Here is a 16,139-nt window from a genome sequence, read left to right as displayed (position 1 = left end):
GTTGGTCGCCGTGAATGGCGACCCTGCAATTAATGACCCACTAAATCCGTGATCAATGCCTGATTAAACGTCTGCGGTTCTTCCATCTGCGGCGCGTGCCCCATGCCCGGGAATTCGATTAAGCGTGCGCCGGGAATCAGTTGCGCCACCTGCTTGCCCAATACATTGTAATGCCCGAGTTTTGCTTTCACTTCCGGCGGCGCGATATCACTGCCAATCGCCGTGGTATCTGCGGTGCCAATCATCAACGTGGTCGGCACGCGTAGATCTTTAAACTCGTAATACACCGGCTGAGTGAAAATCATGTCGTAGATGAGCGCCGAGTTCCACGCCACTTTCTTGTGGCCTGGCCCGCTGTTTAGCCCGGCTAGCATATCGACCCATTTGTCATACTCCGGCTTCCACTGGCCGCTGTAATATGTCTGCTGTTCATATTTCTTGATGCCCGCCGCATCCAGCTTGAGTTCACGCTGATACCACTGATCCACCGAGCGCCACGGCGCGCCTTTGGCTTTCCAGTCTTCTAAGCCGATGGGATTGACCAGCACCAGCTTCTGCGTTTGTCTGGGATACATCAGCGCATAACGCGTCGCCAGCATGCCGCCGGTCGAGTGCCCAACCATAATGGCGTTGTCGATACCCAGCTGCTGCAACAGTTGATGGGTGTTCTGTGCCAGTTGCTGGAAGGTGTATTGATAGTTAGCTGGTTTAGTTGAGCTGCAGAAGCCAATTTGATCTGGCGCGATGACGCGATACCCTTTCTGACTCAGCGCTTTGATGGTGTCATCCCAGGTTGCGCCACAGAAGTTCTTGCCGTGCATCAACACCACGGTTTCACCGTTGGCCTGCTGCGTAGGTTTGACATCCATATAACCTATACTTAGCGCTTGCTGCTGCGAGGAGAAGTTAAAGTGCTGCAGCGGATAGGGATAGTTAAAGCCTTCGAGCTGTTCACCATACACATTGGCGGCGAGCACCGGAGCAACAGCGCCTAACGCCACTGATGCCAGAATCACGGCAAGTGACTGTTTTGGCTTGAAACGAAAACCCATTAGGTGATTCCTCAACAGTGAAAACCTTCAGTGTGGCACGTTAATCCGCGTTAAGTATTGATGAGGTGTGCCGCCAGAAAGCACACCTTTTACAATTAAGCGCCGCGAAGCGATGAAAAATTTGAGTTAATAATAACGCCCGTTATTACGATAAATACTCAACATCATCACAACAAGAAAACCTGTAAATTCACGAAAACCAAGACCGGTCTTGATGACAAATATTAAAACAGCCAAATAACCAGAAAACTTTACATTAATTGCAGATTGGAAAGATTAATTAAATTACACTCTGCCACTGTTAATGGAGGACTATGATGACACAGCAAAAATATAATGAAGGGGTAATTGATTCGGTAACCGAATGGATTATGGCTAACCTGGATCAACGTTTAACGATTGATGATATTGCACTGAAGTCTGGCTATTCGAAATGGTATTTACAGAAACTCTTCGCCCGTTATCACAATGAGACACTGGCACGCTACATCCGAAAAAAGAAACTGGTTCATTGCATTAATGACTTAAAAGACAGCAATGTGCCAATTATCAGCCTGGCAGTGAAATATCATTTTGAAAGCCAACAATCTTTCACGCGCTCATTTAAACATGTGCTGGGCTGCACGCCTCTTTATTGCCGTAAGCGCCAGCTGGATGAGGAAGCCAAACTTGCAATGCGTGAAAGTCGCGATCCCTGTGTGCTTTGCCGTCAGGCGGGATTTAACGCCACCGAACGCAATAAAGCAATTATCACGCCCGCGGTACGTAACGATAAATATATGCCGCGAATTGGTTGTGCGATGCGTTGATAAATAATTGACTCTTTTTTGGCGCCATTTGACGCCAACAGACTTCTTCATTCCAATTCATGAACGCTTTAATTGAATAGAAACGGATGGCATACCATCCGTTTCTCAATTAGTAACTCGATTTATTCAGCGCATTTACGCTCTTTTTAAAATGCGCGAGCCGATTATCCAGCGCATCGGTATACAGCATGGTATCCACACCGACGGCAACGAAATTAGCTCCCCAATGAATAGCGCGTTCCGCCATCTCCAGATTAACCGCCAGAAAACCGGCCGCTTTTCCTGCGCTGCGGATGCGTTTGATACTCTGCTCAATCACTTTCTGCACTTCAGGATGCCCGGCATTATCGGGATAGCCCAATGAGGCTGACAAATCAGCCGGACCAATAAAGATTCCGTCAACGCCCTCAACCTCCAGCAACGCATCGAGATTATCAATCGCCGTTTTGCTTTCGGCCTGAATCAGCAAGCATAACTCTTCATTGGCGCGCGCCATATAATTTTCCACGCGCCCCCAACGTGCCGCCCGCGCCACGCCTGCGCCGACACCGCGCGTGCCGTAAGGCGGATAGCGCGTCGCCTTCACCAGCGCCTGTGCCTGCTCAGCGGTATCGATCATCGGCACCAGCAAGGTGCGCGCACCGATATCCAGCACCTGCTTAATCAGTGCCGTCTGGAATTCGATTGGCCGTATCACCGGCTGACTGCGATAAGGCGCAACGGCCTGCAATTGATGATAGAGATCCTGTACGGTATTCGGGGCGTGTTCGCCATCAATCAATAACCAGTCGTAGCCGCTGGTGGCAGCAATTTCGGCCAGATACGACGATGTGCTGCTCAGCCACAAACCAATCTGCGTTTCGCCTTTCGCCAATCCGGCTTTGAAGGGATTATTTAACGGATCCTGCATAGCTGCTCCTTACTTAATGACTTGGCTGCTGAGAGTGTGGCAACTGACGCTCCACTTTCAGGCTGAGGATAATGAGTGAACCGATGGCGGCAATTAGCGCCAGCGCCAGCAATCCGGCAGCGCTGCTGTTAAAGTGCATTTCGGCATTTACGCGAATCAGCGGTGCGAGGAAGCCACCTACAGCACCAAACAAATTGACGAAGCCGATGCCCGCCGCCAGCGCAGTGCCAGAAAGCAGCTGCGTCGGCATGGTCCAGAACACCGGCTGCACGGCAATAAAACCCACCGCTGCGACGCTAAGCGCAATGATGGCCAACAGCGGCGAAACCAATCCGGACAAACCAATCCCGACGGCAGCAGCCAGCAAGGTGAACGCCGCGACCCGGCGACGCTCGCCGCTGCGGTCGGAATAGCGCGGAATCAGCCAGGTGCCAAACAGCGCGGCCACCCAGGGAATGGCCGCCACCAGCGAGGCGAGGAAACCGACTTTGGTGCCTAACAACGCTGCGACTTGTGAAGGCAGGAAGAAAATCAGGCCATAAACCGCAATCTGAATGGTCATATAGATAATGGCGAGCTGCCAGACGCGACCATTGCGCAGCGCATCACGCAGATGTGAAGTCGGTTTCTGCTGCTCTTCGCTCTCCAGCTGACGTTGCAGCGCCTGCTTCTCTTCGGCGCTGAGAAAACGCGCTTTCGCCGGTGTGTCGTCGATATAGCTGAAAGTGAAAACGCCGGCTGCCACCGCCAGTAATCCTTCAATGATAAACATCCAGAACCAGCCGGGATGGCCTAGCACGCCATGCATTTCCAGCAGTGCGCCAGAGAGCGGTGAACCCAGCGTCAACGCCAGCGGCGCGCCCATGTAGAACAGTCCCATGACGCTAGCGCGCTGCTGTTGCGGGAACCACAGCGAGGTCAGATAAATCATGCCCGGGAAGAAACCCGCCTCAGCGGCGCCGAGCAAGGTACGCACCAGCAGGAATTTGGCTTCGGTATCAGCAAATGCCATCGCCGCCGAAAGCAATCCCCACAGCAGCGTGGTGCCGCCAATCCAGCTGCGCGCGCCAAAGCGTCGCATCAGCAAATTGGCCGGCACGCCAAGCAGCGCGTACACCACAAAGAAGATCCCAGCCCCTAACGCGTAAGCTTCATTACTCAGGCCGGTATCAAGTTGATATGCCTCTTTGGCGAAACCAATGTTGGCGCGATCGAGAAACGCCAACACGTAGAGCATCAACATGAAAGGAATAAGACGTGCGCGATTCTTTTTAACCGCGCTTAACACCAGATTATTCATGGTAAACCCTCACGCAGGGCTGCGACGCGTCGCCGCAGCCGCTGCGATTAGTGTTGATAAGGACGCTTCAGTCCATCGCGATTCAGCTCCACGCCGAAGCCCGGTTTATTCAGCACCGATTTGTGCATGCGACCGTTAACCGGCACCGGTTCGTTGATCAGCAGCGGATCAAACTGCGGGCGCAGCGTGCTGCAATCCGGGCTGGTCATCAGGAATTCACTGAATGGGCTGTTGGTGAAGGTGATCACCGCGTGATGCGAGTAAACCGAGGAGCCGTGCGGCACCACCAGCTGGCCGCGTGATTTCGCCAGCGCCGCCACTTCCACCAGCGTGGTCAGGCCGCCGCACCAACCGACGTCGGGCTGCAAAATATCGATGCCGGTTTCAGCCAGCGTGCGGAATGATTGCAGCGTGCCGTGATGTTCGCCGCTGGTGATCAACATGCCCTGCGGCGCTTGCTGTTTCAGCTGGGCGTATCCTTCGAACTGCTGCGGCGGCAAACACTCTTCCAGCCACTTGACGTTATAAGGCGCGCAGGCGTGAGCCAGCCTGGTGGCGAAATTGACGTCCTGGCTCATCCAGCAATCAAGCATCAGCCAGAAATCCGGGCCGCAACTTTCGCGATAGTGAGCGATGCGCGCCACCTCTTTACGGATGCCTTCATCGCCATCGTGCGGTCCCCACTGCACCGCCATTTTGCCGCCGATAAAGCCCATCTGCTGCGCCAGGTCCGGACGCGCACCGGTGGCGTAGAACTGCAGTTCATCGCGTACCGCGCCGCCCAGCAGTTTGTACACCGGCAGATCGGTGACTTTGCCGAACAGATCCCACAGCGCCAAATCGACGCACGAAATGGTGTTCATCACCAGGCCGCCCGAACCGGCGTAATACAGGGTGGCGTTCATCATCTGGTCGTGAATCAGTTTGATGTCGCTGACGCAGCGTCCTTCAAGGAAGCGGTTGAGATGCTTTTCCACAATGAAGCAGCCCATTTCGCCGCCGGTGGTAATGGCAAAACCGGTTTGACCGTTATCGGCTTCGACTTCGACAATTAGCGTGCCTAACACGTTGATGCCAAAGGATTGACGCGACTGCTCATACTGCTTGTATTTGCTCATGGGCGTGGCGACGTGGTCGTCAATCCAGTGATTGGCACCTTGATCGTGATAATCACCGCCAGCCGCTGCTTTATCCGCGGTAGCGCCACCGGCAAAGTAGGCGCGGACAGTTTTAATTTTAGGTAGGGACATGCTCTTCTCCTGGTTACGAGGCGTGTTTTTCCGCCGGGCTACGCCAGCCCAGCAGACGGGAAATATCGCGGGCGCAGGCAATCGCCTGGCCAGCAAGGTAATCGCGTTTGTCGTCGTCAATGTCGAGTCGGGTACCCACCAGCGAAATGGCGGCGACGAGCTGCTGGCGGGCATTGAAAATCGGCGCGGCGACGCAGCGCACATCGGGATAATCTTCACCGTTATCAAAGCTCCAGCCCTGACGGCGAATGCGTGCCAGCTCGGTACGCAGCGCCTCGGCGTTACGCAGCGAGGTTGGCGTCACCGCCACAAAACGCAGGCCGCTGATGATGCGTTCCTGCTCTTCAGGTTGCTGCCAGGCGAGCAGACACTTGCCAATGCCCGAGCGATACAGCGACAGGCTTTTGCCTTCGTGCGAGCGCACGCTGATGGTGGCGGCGGATTCGAGTTTGAGGATGTAACAGGCGTGACCACCCTCGAGGATGCCGAGGTGGCACAGCAGATTGGTCTGCTGCATTAAACGTGTCAGAGGTGGACGCGCAATATCGCGGATATCCATGCGCTGCAGTGCGTGACCGGCAAACTCCACCAGCCGCGTCCACAGGCAATAGTTGTTGTTGCGATCAATAGTGATCAGACGCTGTTTTTTCAGTTCAGCGAACAGCAGGTAGGCGCTGCTTTTAGGAAGCGCCAGCGTTTCGATGATCTCGGCGGCACTGCACGGTCCGTGCTGGGCAATAAAGTCGAGAATCGCAATGGCGCGCGTCAGCGCGGGGACAGGCGTAATTTCCAACATGCTGGACTCCAGTCTGATGATCTGGAGCGCAGTGTTGTAGTTTTACTTCGTGATAAGTGTGCGCCGCTTCAAATTACGCGGCGCTGAGCGCGTTTGCTGGCAGCGCGTGTGCGGGAATGTGAATCGCGCCGCGCTGAGAGTACAGCCGACTGTACTCCTGCCGCAGGAGCACAAGATCTAAGAGAAAATGTATTTGATCGCTGCAATGACCATCGTGGTGGTCATCACCATTAGCAAACGTTTGATCCAGCGCATATCGGTTTTCAGCGTGGCAACATCCGCTTTGAGTTGTTTCACGTCAGCTTTCAGTTCCTCAATATCCTTAATCGCGCCACTTAACCGAACATCCAGATCTTTAATCGCACCAGTAAGCCGAATATCCAGCTCTCTGATATCGCCGGTAAGTCGAACATCCAGTTCTTTAATGCTCCCTGTAATTCCTTCTCCGGCCTTCATTAAATCAGCACGAGATAACGCATTATCCTGCTGCATCTCAGTAAAGATCTCGACCATGGCTTCGGCCTGTTGGTCGCTGACGCCGGCCAACTGCAGTGCTTTAAAGGCTTTGTGTGTGTTCATCATCGCGAGTGTCATCCGTGAAGCTCCTGAGTTGATGTGAGGCGCGTGCCAACATCATGCTCAGCGAGCGATTGCTGCACCATGTGACTGTGTGTATTTTGCGCGGCACTGCGAAAAATATCAATTAGTACAATAAGTAACGTGCAAGCGGATGCGGGGCGTCTCGCAAAATTGGCGTCAGATTCTGCTGCGAAACGTTTTGCGATATGGGAGCGGGAAGGTGTTGAGCGGCTTCTTAAAACGGCGGCGCAGCTTTTAATCCCTGCGCTGCCCGTTCAATAATTACTGAACCGGCTGGCCCGGTAGCAATTTCTCAGACATCAAACGGCGGCAGGAGAGTCTTTCCTGCCGCGCCTGCTGCTGCTGTTCTGGCGACAAATCCTGCCACACCGCTTGCAGATGATCAGCCAAACCCTGTTGGAAATGAATCTTCTGCAATGCGTAATCTGCATTACTGCCTTCAATAATCTGCTGCATATCCTGCGCGGTATTGCCGCGTCCATCGTGAGTCAGCGTACAGAACATGGCGATGTAATAGCCTTTGTCCTCATCGCTGTAATGCGGCATCAGCCACCAAACCGCAGCACTGATGATGATCAGCAACGGCACAATGAATTTGAGTTTTAACATGAATGGTTTATCCGCTGGAAAAAGGAAACGCGCGATAGTAACAGCATTCGGCTGGCCGCACATATTTTGCCGGCCGCATCCATAACGTAACCAGTTAACTGTGATCAGCTGCCGAGCGATTCATTTTGCCCGTCAAAACAAGACAGGTCTTAAATAGCTCGACTAACAGGTCACTATAAGTTGCAAACCCTTTCGCCATAAATCGACCAGATACGATGAACCTGACTCAGCTGACGCTGGCTATCGGTGCACTTTGTAGCTTCGAGCCGTTATATGCTAAAGAGATAAAACCCTTTTCTTCAGACATTCCACCGCTTCCTGTAACCCCCCTTTCTCACTCATCAACCGAAGCGGTTTTAGCGCCTTTATCCGAGCATCCCCACTCCGATTCGCTGTTGCATAACGTTAAACATGCAGCCGCTGACAGCTTAAAAATGGTGGGGAAATTTTTCGCACGAAACAGCTGGTATGATGATTTCAATCCGGCGGCCAATCGCCCGCATATTCAGGGAAAGCTTGCCGGTAGCAGGCCCCATTTATTTTGGTTTTACCGGCTGCAGAGCTCGATGATTGCTCCGCTTCCACCCGATCCGGATCTGATCGACCCCGTGCTCGATGGCAATCCACCTCCCCCGCCGGCGCCCTCCGTGGCAGGAGCTAAGCCACAAATCCCAGCTTATGCCGCTCTGCCTGCCGCACTCTTTGGTATGGATGAAAATCTGCAAGCACGCTTTATCTATGATGCACAACTTGCAGGTCGGGATGGTCGCCATGACCTGTTCATTTCGGGTTTTAGCGTTGATGAGCGCTATCGCAGCGAAGCCAATCACAACCAGAGTGAAAACCGCTATTACGGCTGGCTGGTAGGCTTACGTGGATTACTGACGGAAGATGAGCAACGACAGCTGGCACTGAGTGTGGCGATCAGTAAAGGTCACTTCACTCTGGAGCCCTCACAGTCCAGCGGCAACAGCCACGGGCAGGTTGATACTCAAGGTATCAATGCCATGTTGAGCTGGCAGCCACAGCATGGCCTGCAACTGGCTCTGCCGATTAGCGTCGGTCACTATCGCGGCAATATAAGCAGTGATGAAAAAGATAAGGTGGCGCAGGTAAAAGCCCGCAGCGCCAATATCGGTATGGATGTTGGCTGGCGCTGGCAGCAGGGTTCACATGCGTTCACCCCAGTGCTGGGCGCCACCATGCAATGGGCACGCATCAAGGATATTCATGACAACGACAATCTACATATTGGTTATTCACAGCAAAAACAGCTGCAGTTCTCTGGCGGTATGAAATATGACTTCAGACCAACAGATAGCCTGAAATTTGGCCTTGAAACACGCTATGTGCAGTACAGCGGCCATGCGGGCAATGTTGCGGTAGATAAAGATAATCTGCGTACTGGCCGAGGCGGTAAGCACCTGCAATATAGCGGCGACGTTGGCTGGCAACTGACTGAGAATGTTCAGCTTAATAGCCAGCTTAAGTGGCAACATCGCCTAAGTCAGGAAGGTGCCAGCAACTGGCAGACACAACTGGGTGTAAAGATTGCCTTTTAAAGCGCCTGCGCGCACGCCCAGGCCGAGCTCCACGCCCACTGGAAGTTGTAGCCGCCCAGCCAACCGGTAACGTCCACCACTTCGCCGATAAAGAACAAACCTGGCACATCGCGCGCTTCCATGGTTTTTGACGACAGTTGGGTGGTATCGACGCCGCCTAGCGTCACTTCTGCGGTGCGATAGCCTTCGGTGCCGTTTGGCTGCACGCGCCATTGATGCAGCGTGCTGACCAGTTCGCCCTGCTGCTTGCTGTTTAGCTGCTTCAGCGTGACGTCAGGAATCTGCTTTAGCTCCTGCAGCACTTCCACCAACCGTTTTGGCAGAATTTTCGCCAGACTGTTTTTCAGGCTGAGATTGGGATGCGCTTCGCGCTGCACATGAATGAAATCATCCAGCGAAGTGGCAGGTGACAAATCAATGGTGACGAATTCACCCGGCTGCCAGTAGCTGGAGATTTGCAGCACGGCGGGCCCCGATAAGCCGCGATGGGTAAACAGCATCGCTTCTTTAAATAAGGTGCCGTCCTGCGCGGTGATGGTGGTGGGCAGCGCGACGCCCGACAGCGTGTTGAGCTGTTCCAGCAGCGGTTTATGCAGCGTGAACGGCACCAATGCCGCACGCGTCGGGAACACTTTCAGGCCGAACTGTTCCGCCACTTTATAGCCAAACGGCGTGGCGCCGAGGCCTGGCATCGAGAGCCCGCCGCTGGCGATCACCAGTTTTTCTGCCTGCACCGATGTGCCGTTCAGCTGCAAGGTATAACCGTTATCGTCGCGCTCAACGCTCAGCACTTCACTGCGCAGGCGCAGCGTCACCTGGCCGGCATCACACTCTTTCAACAGCAGATCGACAATCTGCTGTGCGGAGTCATCGCAGAATAATTGCCCGAGCGTTTTCTCGTGATACGCAATGCCGTGGCGATTGACCAGATCGATGAAATCCCACTGGTTGTAGCGCGCCAGCGCCGATTTGCAGAAATGCGGATTGTGCGACAGATACGCCGCCGGTTCGGTGTGCATGTTGGTGAAGTTGCAGCGACCGCCGCCCGACATCAAAATCTTGCGACCGGCTTTTTTGCCGTTATCCAGCAGCAATACGCGGCGACCCAATTGCCCTGCCTGCGCAGCGCAGAACATGCCGGCTGCGCCTGCACCAATAATGATAACGTCAAACTTTTCCACTGCTTTTATCCGCCTTGCTCGAAAGGCGCTGATTGTAGGGATTTGCGGCTTTTAGCGCCAGCTTCAAAAAAATGCCGTAAATGTGTCATAATGTAACTTACTAATTTTAAGCTGTTTTCAGCTAAATCTATACGCTGCATTACAATTTTAAGACAATAAAGAGCTATATTTTTCTTTCATATCGCGCACGTTGTCGCAGATAATGCGCCGCGTTCATGTCCTCCCAAAATGGCGTAACGTTTATGCTACATCTGTTTGCTGGTCTCGACCTCAGTACCAGCCTGTTACTGATTCTTGCTCTGCTGTTTGTATTGTTTTACGAAGCAATCAACGGTTTTCACGACACTGCTAACGCGGTCGCGACTGTCATTTATACCCGTGCGATGCGGGCGCAACTGGCGGTTGTCATGGCGGGTGTTTTCAACTTCTTAGGTGTTTTGCTTGGTGGATTGAGCGTGGCGTATGCCATCGTTCACATGCTTCCGACCGATTTACTGTTGAATGTCGGTTCGGCTCACGGACTCGCCATGGTCTTCTCCATGCTGCTGGCCGCGATTATCTGGAACCTTGGCACCTGGTATTTGGGTTTGCCGGCGTCCAGTTCTCACACATTGATTGGCGCCATCATCGGTATTGGTCTCACCAACGCCCTGATGACCGGCACCTCGGTGGTTGACGCGCTCAACCTGCCGAAAGTCATCAATATCTTCATGTCCCTGATTCTTTCGCCGATTGTAGGTCTGGTGATTGCAGGCGGTCTGATCTTTATCCTGCGTCGCTACTGGAGCGGAACCACCAAGCGTTCACGCATCCACATGACGCCTGCTGACCGTGAAAAGATTGATGGCAAGAAAAAGCCCCCGTTCTGGACGCGCATTGCCCTGATCGTTTCCGCGATTGGCGTGAGCTACTCACACGGCGCTAACGATGGTCAGAAAGGCATTGGCCTGATTATGCTGGTGCTGATCGGCGTTGCGCCGGCTGGTTTTGTGGTGAACCTGAATGCGTCGGGTTATGACATCACCCGCACGCGCGATGCCGTAAACCATCTGGAGCAGTATTATCAGCAGCACAACGAATCACTGACGCACATGGTGCAGATGGCGCCGCCTGTGGTGCCAACGCCAGATGAATCGCTTGGCGGTCCGCAGGAGTTCCATTGCGACAGCAGCCGTGCGCTGCAGGCTATCGATCGTGCGCAGCTGCTGCTGAACAATCTGCAGAGCTACGATCAGCTGACGGTTGATCAACGCAGCCAGATGCGTCGCCTGCTGCTGTGCGTTTCCGATACCGTAGATAAAGTGGCCAAGCTGCCGGAAACCAGCGCGGACGATAAGCGCTTCCTCAACAAGCTGAAAAGCGATTTGCTGGGCACCGTTGAGTACGCACCGATCTGGATTATTGTGGCTGTGGCGCTGGCGCTGGGCATCGGCACCATGATTGGCTGGCGTCGTGTTGCCACCACCATTGGTGAGAAAATCGGTAAGAAAGGCATGACGTATGCGCAAGGGATGTCGGCGCAGGTGACGGCCGCGGTATCGATTGGCGTGGCCAGTTACACCGGTATGCCCGTTTCTACCACGCACATTCTGTCGTCGTCGGTGGCCGGTACCATGCTGGTCGATGGCGGTGGATTGCAGAGTCGCACCATCAAAAATATCGCTATGGCGTGGGTGTTCACCTTGCCGGTGTGTATTTTGCTGTCGGGTTCGCTCTACTGGATTGCACTGAAACTGATCTGATGGATACCCTAAATAATTCGGATGACAGCAAGGCGGCAAGTGAGTGAATCCTCAGGAGCTTACTCAAGTAAGTGACTGAGGTGAACTCGCGCAGCTAACGCGGCTGTGATTCGAAGTATGACGGGTATGAGGGCGACGCGATGTCGCCCTTTTTATTGCCCTTTTTTATTGCCAGATAGCCATCGCAATCAAACTCACCACCACCAAAAAGCAGAGCCCGCTGGTCAGCACAAACTGCCCGCGCACGCGCTCACAGCGGCGAATGAACTCGTCGTCATGATGATCGTGATAGCGCTTCTCCCAGATATAGCGCACCAGCCGCACCTGCTTACTCGGCTGCCCGTGCGACGTGAAGAAACCCGCACCATCCACGTATTGATATAACAGCGGATCGCAACCGCGCAAAACGGCTAAAAGTGAGCGCAAAGAAGAGAAATAGCGCGCCATATTCACCAGACAAACCACACACAGAGCCCAAAAAAGCGCGATAGTGCTGATCATGTTCCCCTCCCGGCTGGAGCCGCAACGACGTCGAACGCAGCGGGGAATTGCTGTAGACGCCGCACGGGAAATAAACCAGCCATTGAATGATGTCGATTGCATTGTTGTTATGCGAACCTGAGTGCGCAACGCATATGGCAGTGGCACTTATTTTCAGTGTAGGAGATCTGTTGAATTTTTTTCCAGCGATGATTTTCGTTCAGGGCGAGTGAAAAAGCCGATAACGCTTGATCTTCCTCACAAGCGAACTTGCGCTTGCAGCATTTGTTAACAACTCTGGCTATACTCAGGACATAACAAAAACCGCCTGCAAGGCTGAAATAGTTGGTTGGTGGCGCTTCATCGCCGTCTCGCGCAAAGGAATCGCCGACCGTGAAAGCAGGAAGATTGCCCCGAATCTTGAGAAAGGAGTTTTATCATGGCTTATAAACACATCCTGATTGCAGTAGACCTTTCCCCGGAAAGCCAGTTGCTGGTTGATAAAGCCGTTTCGCTGGCCCGTCCTTATGATGCAAAAATCTCGCTGATCCACGTTGATGTGAACTATTCAGACCTCTACACCGGGCTGATTGATGTCAATCTGGGCGACATGCAGAAGCGTATTTCTGAAGAGACGCACACCGCGCTGAAAGAGCTGTCTATTAACGCCGGTTATCCGATCAGTGAAACTCTGAGCGGCAGCGGCGATCTTGGCCAGGTGCTGGTGGATGCGATTAAGAAATATGATGTGGATTTGGTGGTGTGTGGTCACCATCAGGACTTCTGGAGCAAGCTGATGTCATCGGCGCGCCAGTTGATTAACACCGTGCATATCGACATGTTGATTGTGCCGTTGCGCGACGAAGACGAAGAATAAAAATCAGGCCGGGTTACCGGCCTGATTTTTTGTAGCGGCGCAATGTATTGCGCATTGTTTGCGTTATTACCCCAGCGGCGGATAAATATCAAAGCGATGGCTTTTGGTGACCACCGCATCCTGCGTCACCACGCCCGCTAACGGCGGCGCGTAATCCGGACGCTTCACCACAATGCGCTTCTTCGCCAGACGGCGCGCCGGTTCCAGCAACGCATCAGCATCATCATCCGCACCGACCAGCGACTGAAACACCCGCATCTCTTTCTTCACCATCGCGCTTTTCTGGCGATGCGGATACATCGGATCGAGATAGACCACATCCGGCGCGGGCGTGATATCGCTCAGCGCTTGCTGGCTAACAGCGTGCAGCAGCGTCAGCCGATCGCGCAGCCAGCCGCCAATCTCCGCATCCTGATAACCGCGACGCAAACCATCGTCCAGCAAGGCCGCCACCACCGGATGGCGCTCCAGCATGCGCACGCGACAGCCCAGCGCCGCCAGCACAAATGCATCGCGCCCCAAACCGGCCGTTGCATCAACCACATCTGGCAGATAACCACTTTTAATGCCGACCGCTTTTGCCACCGCTTCGCCGCGACCGCCGCCAAACTTACGCCGATGCGCCATCGCGCCCGAGACGAAATCCACGAAGATGCCGCCGAGTTTCGGCTCATCCAGTTTACGCAACTCAAGATGCTCTGCGGTTAACACCAGCGCCATCGTCGCCTGTTCGTCCTGCTGCAAACCCCAGCGCTCGGCTAAATGTAATAAGGCGCCGTCTCCGGCGCCCGTTTCATCGATTAGACCAATTTTCACTAGCCGGTTTATCCCTGAATTCCGTAGTGTTCCAGCATCGCATCGAGCTGCGGTTCACGACCACGGAAGCGTTTGAACAGCTCCATTGGCTCTTCGGAACCGCCACGCGTCAGGATGTTGTCGAGGAACGACTGACCAGTCTGACGGTTGAAAATGCCCTCTTCTTCGAAGCGCGAATAGGCATCGGCAGCCAGCACGTCGGCCCACAGATAGCTGTAGTAACCGGCCGCATATCCGCCAGCAAAGACGTGGCTGAAGGCGTGCGGGAAACGGCCCCATTCCGGGCTTGGCACCACGGCAACCTGCTTCTTCACTTCACGCAGGGTTTCGAGGATGCGCGCACCTTGGGCGGGATCGAACTCGGTATGCAGACGGAAATCGAACAGGCCGAACTCCAGCTGACGCAGAATAAATAGCGCCGCCTGATAATTTTTCGCCGCCAGCATTTTATCCAGCAGTTCCTTCGGCAGCGGTTCACCGGTTTCGTAGTGGCCGGAGATAAACGCCAGCGCTTCCGGCTCCCAGCACCAGTTTTCCATAAACTGGCTTGGCAGCTCGACGGCATCCCACGGCACACCGCTGATGCCAGACACGCCCGGCGTTTCGATGCGCGTCAGCATATGATGCAGACCGTGACCGAATTCATGGAACAGCGTGATCACTTCATCGTGCGTGAATAGCGCCGGTTTGCCCTGCAGCGGACGGTTAAAGTTACAGGTGAGATAGGCCACCGGCTTCTGCAGGCTGCCGTCGGCTTTACGCATCTGGCCGACGCAATCGTCCATCCACGCACCGCCGCGCTTGTGTTCACGTGCGTAGAGATCGAGGTAGAAGCTGCCGCGCAGTTCACCGCTTTCGTCGAACAGGTCGAAGAAGCGCACGTCTGGATGGTAAACATCGACGTCTTTACGCTCTTTAGCGGTGATGCCGTAAATGCGTTTAACCACCTCGAACAAACCACTCACCGCGCGCGCTTCCGGGAAGTACGGACGCAGCTGCTCGTCGCTGATGGTGTAGAGATGCTGTTTCTGTTTCTCGCCGTAATACGTCAGATCCCACGGATTCATCTCGTCGACGCCGTACTCTTTCTTCGCGAAGGCGCGCAGCTGAGCCAGCTCTTTTTCACCCTGCGGACGGGCGCGTTTCGCCAGATCGGTCAGGAAGTCGATGACCTGCGCCGGATTTTCCGCCATTTTGGTTGCCAGCGATTTGTCGGCGTAAGAGTCGAAGCCCAGCAGCTGAGCCAGTTCATGACGCAGCGCCAGCTCTTCCGCCATCACCGGACCGTTGTCCCATTTGCCGGCATTCGGGCCCTGTTCGGAAGCACGCGTTGAATACGCGCGGTACAGCTCTTCACGCAGCGCAGCGTTGTCGCAGTAAGTCATGACCGGCAGATAGCTTGGGATATCCAGCGTCAGCAGCCAGCCTTGTTGCTCTTTGGCTTCGGCCTGCGCTTTGGCGGCGGCCAGCGCGCTTTCCGGCATACCCGCCAGCTCCGCTTCATCGGTCACCAGCTTGCTCCAGCCCATGGTGGCGTCGAGCACGTTGTTGCTGTAGGTCGAACCCAGTTCAGAAAGACGTGCCGCGATTTCGCCGTAGCGCTTTTGCTTCTCTTTATCGAGGCCGATACCGGACAGCTCGAAATCACGCAGGCTGTTATCCACCGCTTTCTTCTGCGCGGTATCCAGCGCCGCGTAGCTATCGCCCTCTTTCAGGTTGCGATAGGCCTGATACAAACCTTCATTCTGGCCGACCCAGGTGCTGTATTCGGACAGCAGCGGCAGCGTTTGCTCGTAAGCTTCGCGCAGTTCCGGGCTGTTTTTCACCGAGTTCAGATGGCTGACCGGCGAGAACAGGCGACCTAAGCGATCGTCAACTTCAGCCAGCGGCTGCACCAGATTTTCCCAGGTGTAAGGCGCGCCTTGCGCCACAACGCGCTCCACCGCTGCGCGACAGTCGTTCAGCGCTTCGGTAACCGCAGGAACCACATGTTCAGGTTTGATAGCAGAAAACGGGGGCAGCGAAAAAGGCGTGAGTAACGGATTGGTCATAAGCGCAGTCCTTTCATGATGAAGTAGTGGCGCGAATGCTCGCGCGACGCATTTTACTAACATGCGGCTTGATGACAGGAAAATCAATGCCACTGAGACCGGAC

15 protein-coding genes are annotated in these 16,139 nt (G+C 54.4%); 4 read left to right on the top strand and 11 right to left on the bottom strand.

The genetic code is table 11. From position 1 onward, the window contains the following. Positions 1–29 precede the first annotated feature (29 nt). The gene (locus Q3H59_RS01445; protein ID WP_309832806.1) at positions 30–1,052 is read right to left on the bottom strand and encodes an alpha/beta hydrolase; all 1,023 of its coding nucleotides are present in this window, start codon (positions 1,050–1,052) and stop codon (positions 30–32) included. 317 nt (positions 1,053–1,369) lie between these two features. On the opposite strand from Q3H59_RS01445, the gene Q3H59_RS01440 reads away from it, so the two are divergent. Further along, the gene (locus Q3H59_RS01440) at positions 1,370–1,861 is read left to right on the top strand and encodes a helix-turn-helix domain-containing protein (protein ID WP_210081434.1); all 492 of its coding nucleotides are present in this window, start codon (positions 1,370–1,372) and stop codon (positions 1,859–1,861) included. Positions 1,862–1,970: 109 nt separating this feature from the next. On the opposite strand, the gene yfaU is transcribed toward Q3H59_RS01440, so the two are convergent. The 6 genes from yfaU to Q3H59_RS01410 all read right to left on the bottom strand — a co-directional run bounded on the left by yfaU (position 1,971) and on the right by Q3H59_RS01410 (position 7,326). After that, a complete protein-coding gene (gene yfaU, locus Q3H59_RS01435; protein WP_192414779.1) occupies positions 1,971–2,771 on the bottom strand; it encodes a 2-keto-3-deoxy-L-rhamnonate aldolase in 801 nt (266 codons plus the stop codon). A 13-nt stretch (positions 2,772–2,784) separates the two neighbouring features. After that, positions 2,785–4,071, bottom strand: coding sequence for an MFS transporter (locus tag Q3H59_RS01430; protein ID WP_309832803.1), 1,287 nt, complete (start codon positions 4,069–4,071; stop codon positions 2,785–2,787). A gap of 47 nt (positions 4,072–4,118) precedes the next feature. After that, positions 4,119–5,321 (bottom strand): L-rhamnonate dehydratase, encoded by a 1,203-nt coding sequence (gene rhmD, locus Q3H59_RS01425; RefSeq protein ID WP_110867658.1) that lies wholly within the window; start codon positions 5,319–5,321, stop codon positions 4,119–4,121. A 13-nt stretch (positions 5,322–5,334) separates the two neighbouring features. Then, positions 5,335–6,117, bottom strand: coding sequence for an IclR family transcriptional regulator (locus Q3H59_RS01420; RefSeq protein WP_277974197.1), 783 nt, complete (start codon positions 6,115–6,117; stop codon positions 5,335–5,337). Positions 6,118–6,294: 177 nt separating this feature from the next. After that, on the bottom strand, positions 6,295–6,711 hold the full coding sequence (locus Q3H59_RS01415; protein WP_137386691.1) for a DUF1640 domain-containing protein: 417 nt from the start codon (positions 6,709–6,711) through the stop codon (positions 6,295–6,297). Between the two features lie 267 nt (positions 6,712–6,978). Further along, entirely contained in the window at positions 6,979–7,326 is a 348-nt protein-coding gene (locus Q3H59_RS01410; protein ID WP_277974198.1) for a hypothetical protein, read from the bottom strand. Between the two features lie 566 nt (positions 7,327–7,892). On the opposite strand from Q3H59_RS01410, the gene Q3H59_RS01405 reads away from it, so the two are divergent. After that, positions 7,893–8,888 carry an autotransporter domain-containing protein gene (locus Q3H59_RS01405; protein ID WP_309832799.1) on the top strand — a complete coding sequence of 332 codons (996 nt, stop codon included), beginning with the start codon at positions 7,893–7,895 and terminating at the stop codon, positions 8,886–8,888. Here Q3H59_RS01405 and Q3H59_RS01400 read toward each other — a convergent pair. Further along, positions 8,885–10,069, bottom strand: coding sequence for an NAD(P)/FAD-dependent oxidoreductase (locus Q3H59_RS01400; RefSeq protein ID WP_137386694.1), 1,185 nt, complete (start codon positions 10,067–10,069; stop codon positions 8,885–8,887). The two genes, Q3H59_RS01405 and Q3H59_RS01400, sit on opposite strands and share 4 nt — an antisense overlap. A 242-nt stretch (positions 10,070–10,311) precedes the next feature. Between Q3H59_RS01400 and pitA the strand changes: the two genes are divergently transcribed. Beyond that, positions 10,312–11,811 carry an inorganic phosphate transporter PitA gene (gene pitA, locus Q3H59_RS01395; RefSeq protein WP_137386695.1) on the top strand — a complete coding sequence of 500 codons (1,500 nt, stop codon included), beginning with the start codon at positions 10,312–10,314 and terminating at the stop codon, positions 11,809–11,811. A 165-nt stretch (positions 11,812–11,976) separates the two neighbouring features. Here the strand turns inward: pitA and uspB are convergent, their stop codons facing one another. After that, entirely contained in the window at positions 11,977–12,312 is a 336-nt protein-coding gene (gene uspB / locus Q3H59_RS01390; protein WP_008108136.1) for a universal stress protein UspB, read from the bottom strand. Between the two features lie 418 nt (positions 12,313–12,730). On the opposite strand from uspB, the gene uspA reads away from it, so the two are divergent. Next, the gene (gene uspA / locus Q3H59_RS01385; protein ID WP_007889892.1) at positions 12,731–13,168 is read left to right on the top strand and encodes a universal stress protein UspA; all 438 of its coding nucleotides are present in this window, start codon (positions 12,731–12,733) and stop codon (positions 13,166–13,168) included. A gap of 66 nt (positions 13,169–13,234) precedes the next feature. On the opposite strand, the gene rsmJ is transcribed toward uspA, so the two are convergent. Then, complete coding sequence (rsmJ, locus tag Q3H59_RS01380) at positions 13,235–13,984, bottom strand: 16S rRNA (guanine(1516)-N(2))-methyltransferase RsmJ (RefSeq protein ID WP_176972605.1); 750 nt, start codon at positions 13,982–13,984, stop codon at positions 13,235–13,237. 8 nt (positions 13,985–13,992) lie between these two features. After that, positions 13,993–16,035 (bottom strand): oligopeptidase A, encoded by a 2,043-nt coding sequence (gene prlC / locus Q3H59_RS01375; protein ID WP_110867662.1) that lies wholly within the window; start codon positions 16,033–16,035, stop codon positions 13,993–13,995. Positions 16,036–16,139: the final 104 nt, after the last annotated feature.

Origin of the sequence: Pantoea sp. SORGH_AS_0659, from assembly GCF_031453915.1 — a bacterium.
Lineage (GTDB): Bacteria > Pseudomonadota > Gammaproteobacteria > Enterobacterales > Enterobacteriaceae > Pantoea > Pantoea leporis.
Note: the sequence above shows the minus strand (reverse complement) of the source record. Positions and strands in the feature narration are given on the sequence as shown.

Coding starts and splice junctions, on each gene's coding strand:
- Q3H59_RS01445 (WP_309832806.1), bottom strand. CDS start 1,052: ATGGGTTTTCGTTTCAAGCCAAAACAGTCACTTGCCGTGATTCTGGCA.
- Q3H59_RS01440 (WP_210081434.1), top strand. CDS start 1,370: ATGACACAGCAAAAATATAATGAAGGGGTAATTGATTCGGTAACCGAA.
- yfaU (WP_192414779.1), bottom strand. CDS start 2,771: ATGCAGGATCCGTTAAATAATCCCTTCAAAGCCGGATTGGCGAAAGGC.
- Q3H59_RS01430 (WP_309832803.1), bottom strand. CDS start 4,071: ATGAATAATCTGGTGTTAAGCGCGGTTAAAAAGAATCGCGCACGTCTT.
- rhmD (WP_110867658.1), bottom strand. CDS start 5,321: ATGTCCCTACCTAAAATTAAAACTGTCCGCGCCTACTTTGCCGGTGGC.
- Q3H59_RS01420 (WP_277974197.1), bottom strand. CDS start 6,117: ATGTTGGAAATTACGCCTGTCCCCGCGCTGACGCGCGCCATTGCGATT.
- Q3H59_RS01415 (WP_137386691.1), bottom strand. CDS start 6,711: ATGACACTCGCGATGATGAACACACACAAAGCCTTTAAAGCACTGCAG.
- Q3H59_RS01410 (WP_277974198.1), bottom strand. CDS start 7,326: ATGTTAAAACTCAAATTCATTGTGCCGTTGCTGATCATCATCAGTGCT.
- Q3H59_RS01405 (WP_309832799.1), top strand. CDS start 7,893: ATGATTGCTCCGCTTCCACCCGATCCGGATCTGATCGACCCCGTGCTC.
- pitA (WP_137386695.1), top strand. CDS start 10,312: ATGCTACATCTGTTTGCTGGTCTCGACCTCAGTACCAGCCTGTTACTG.
- uspB (WP_008108136.1), bottom strand. CDS start 12,312: ATGATCAGCACTATCGCGCTTTTTTGGGCTCTGTGTGTGGTTTGTCTG.
- uspA (WP_007889892.1), top strand. CDS start 12,731: ATGGCTTATAAACACATCCTGATTGCAGTAGACCTTTCCCCGGAAAGC.
- prlC (WP_110867662.1), bottom strand. CDS start 16,035: ATGACCAATCCGTTACTCACGCCTTTTTCGCTGCCCCCGTTTTCTGCT.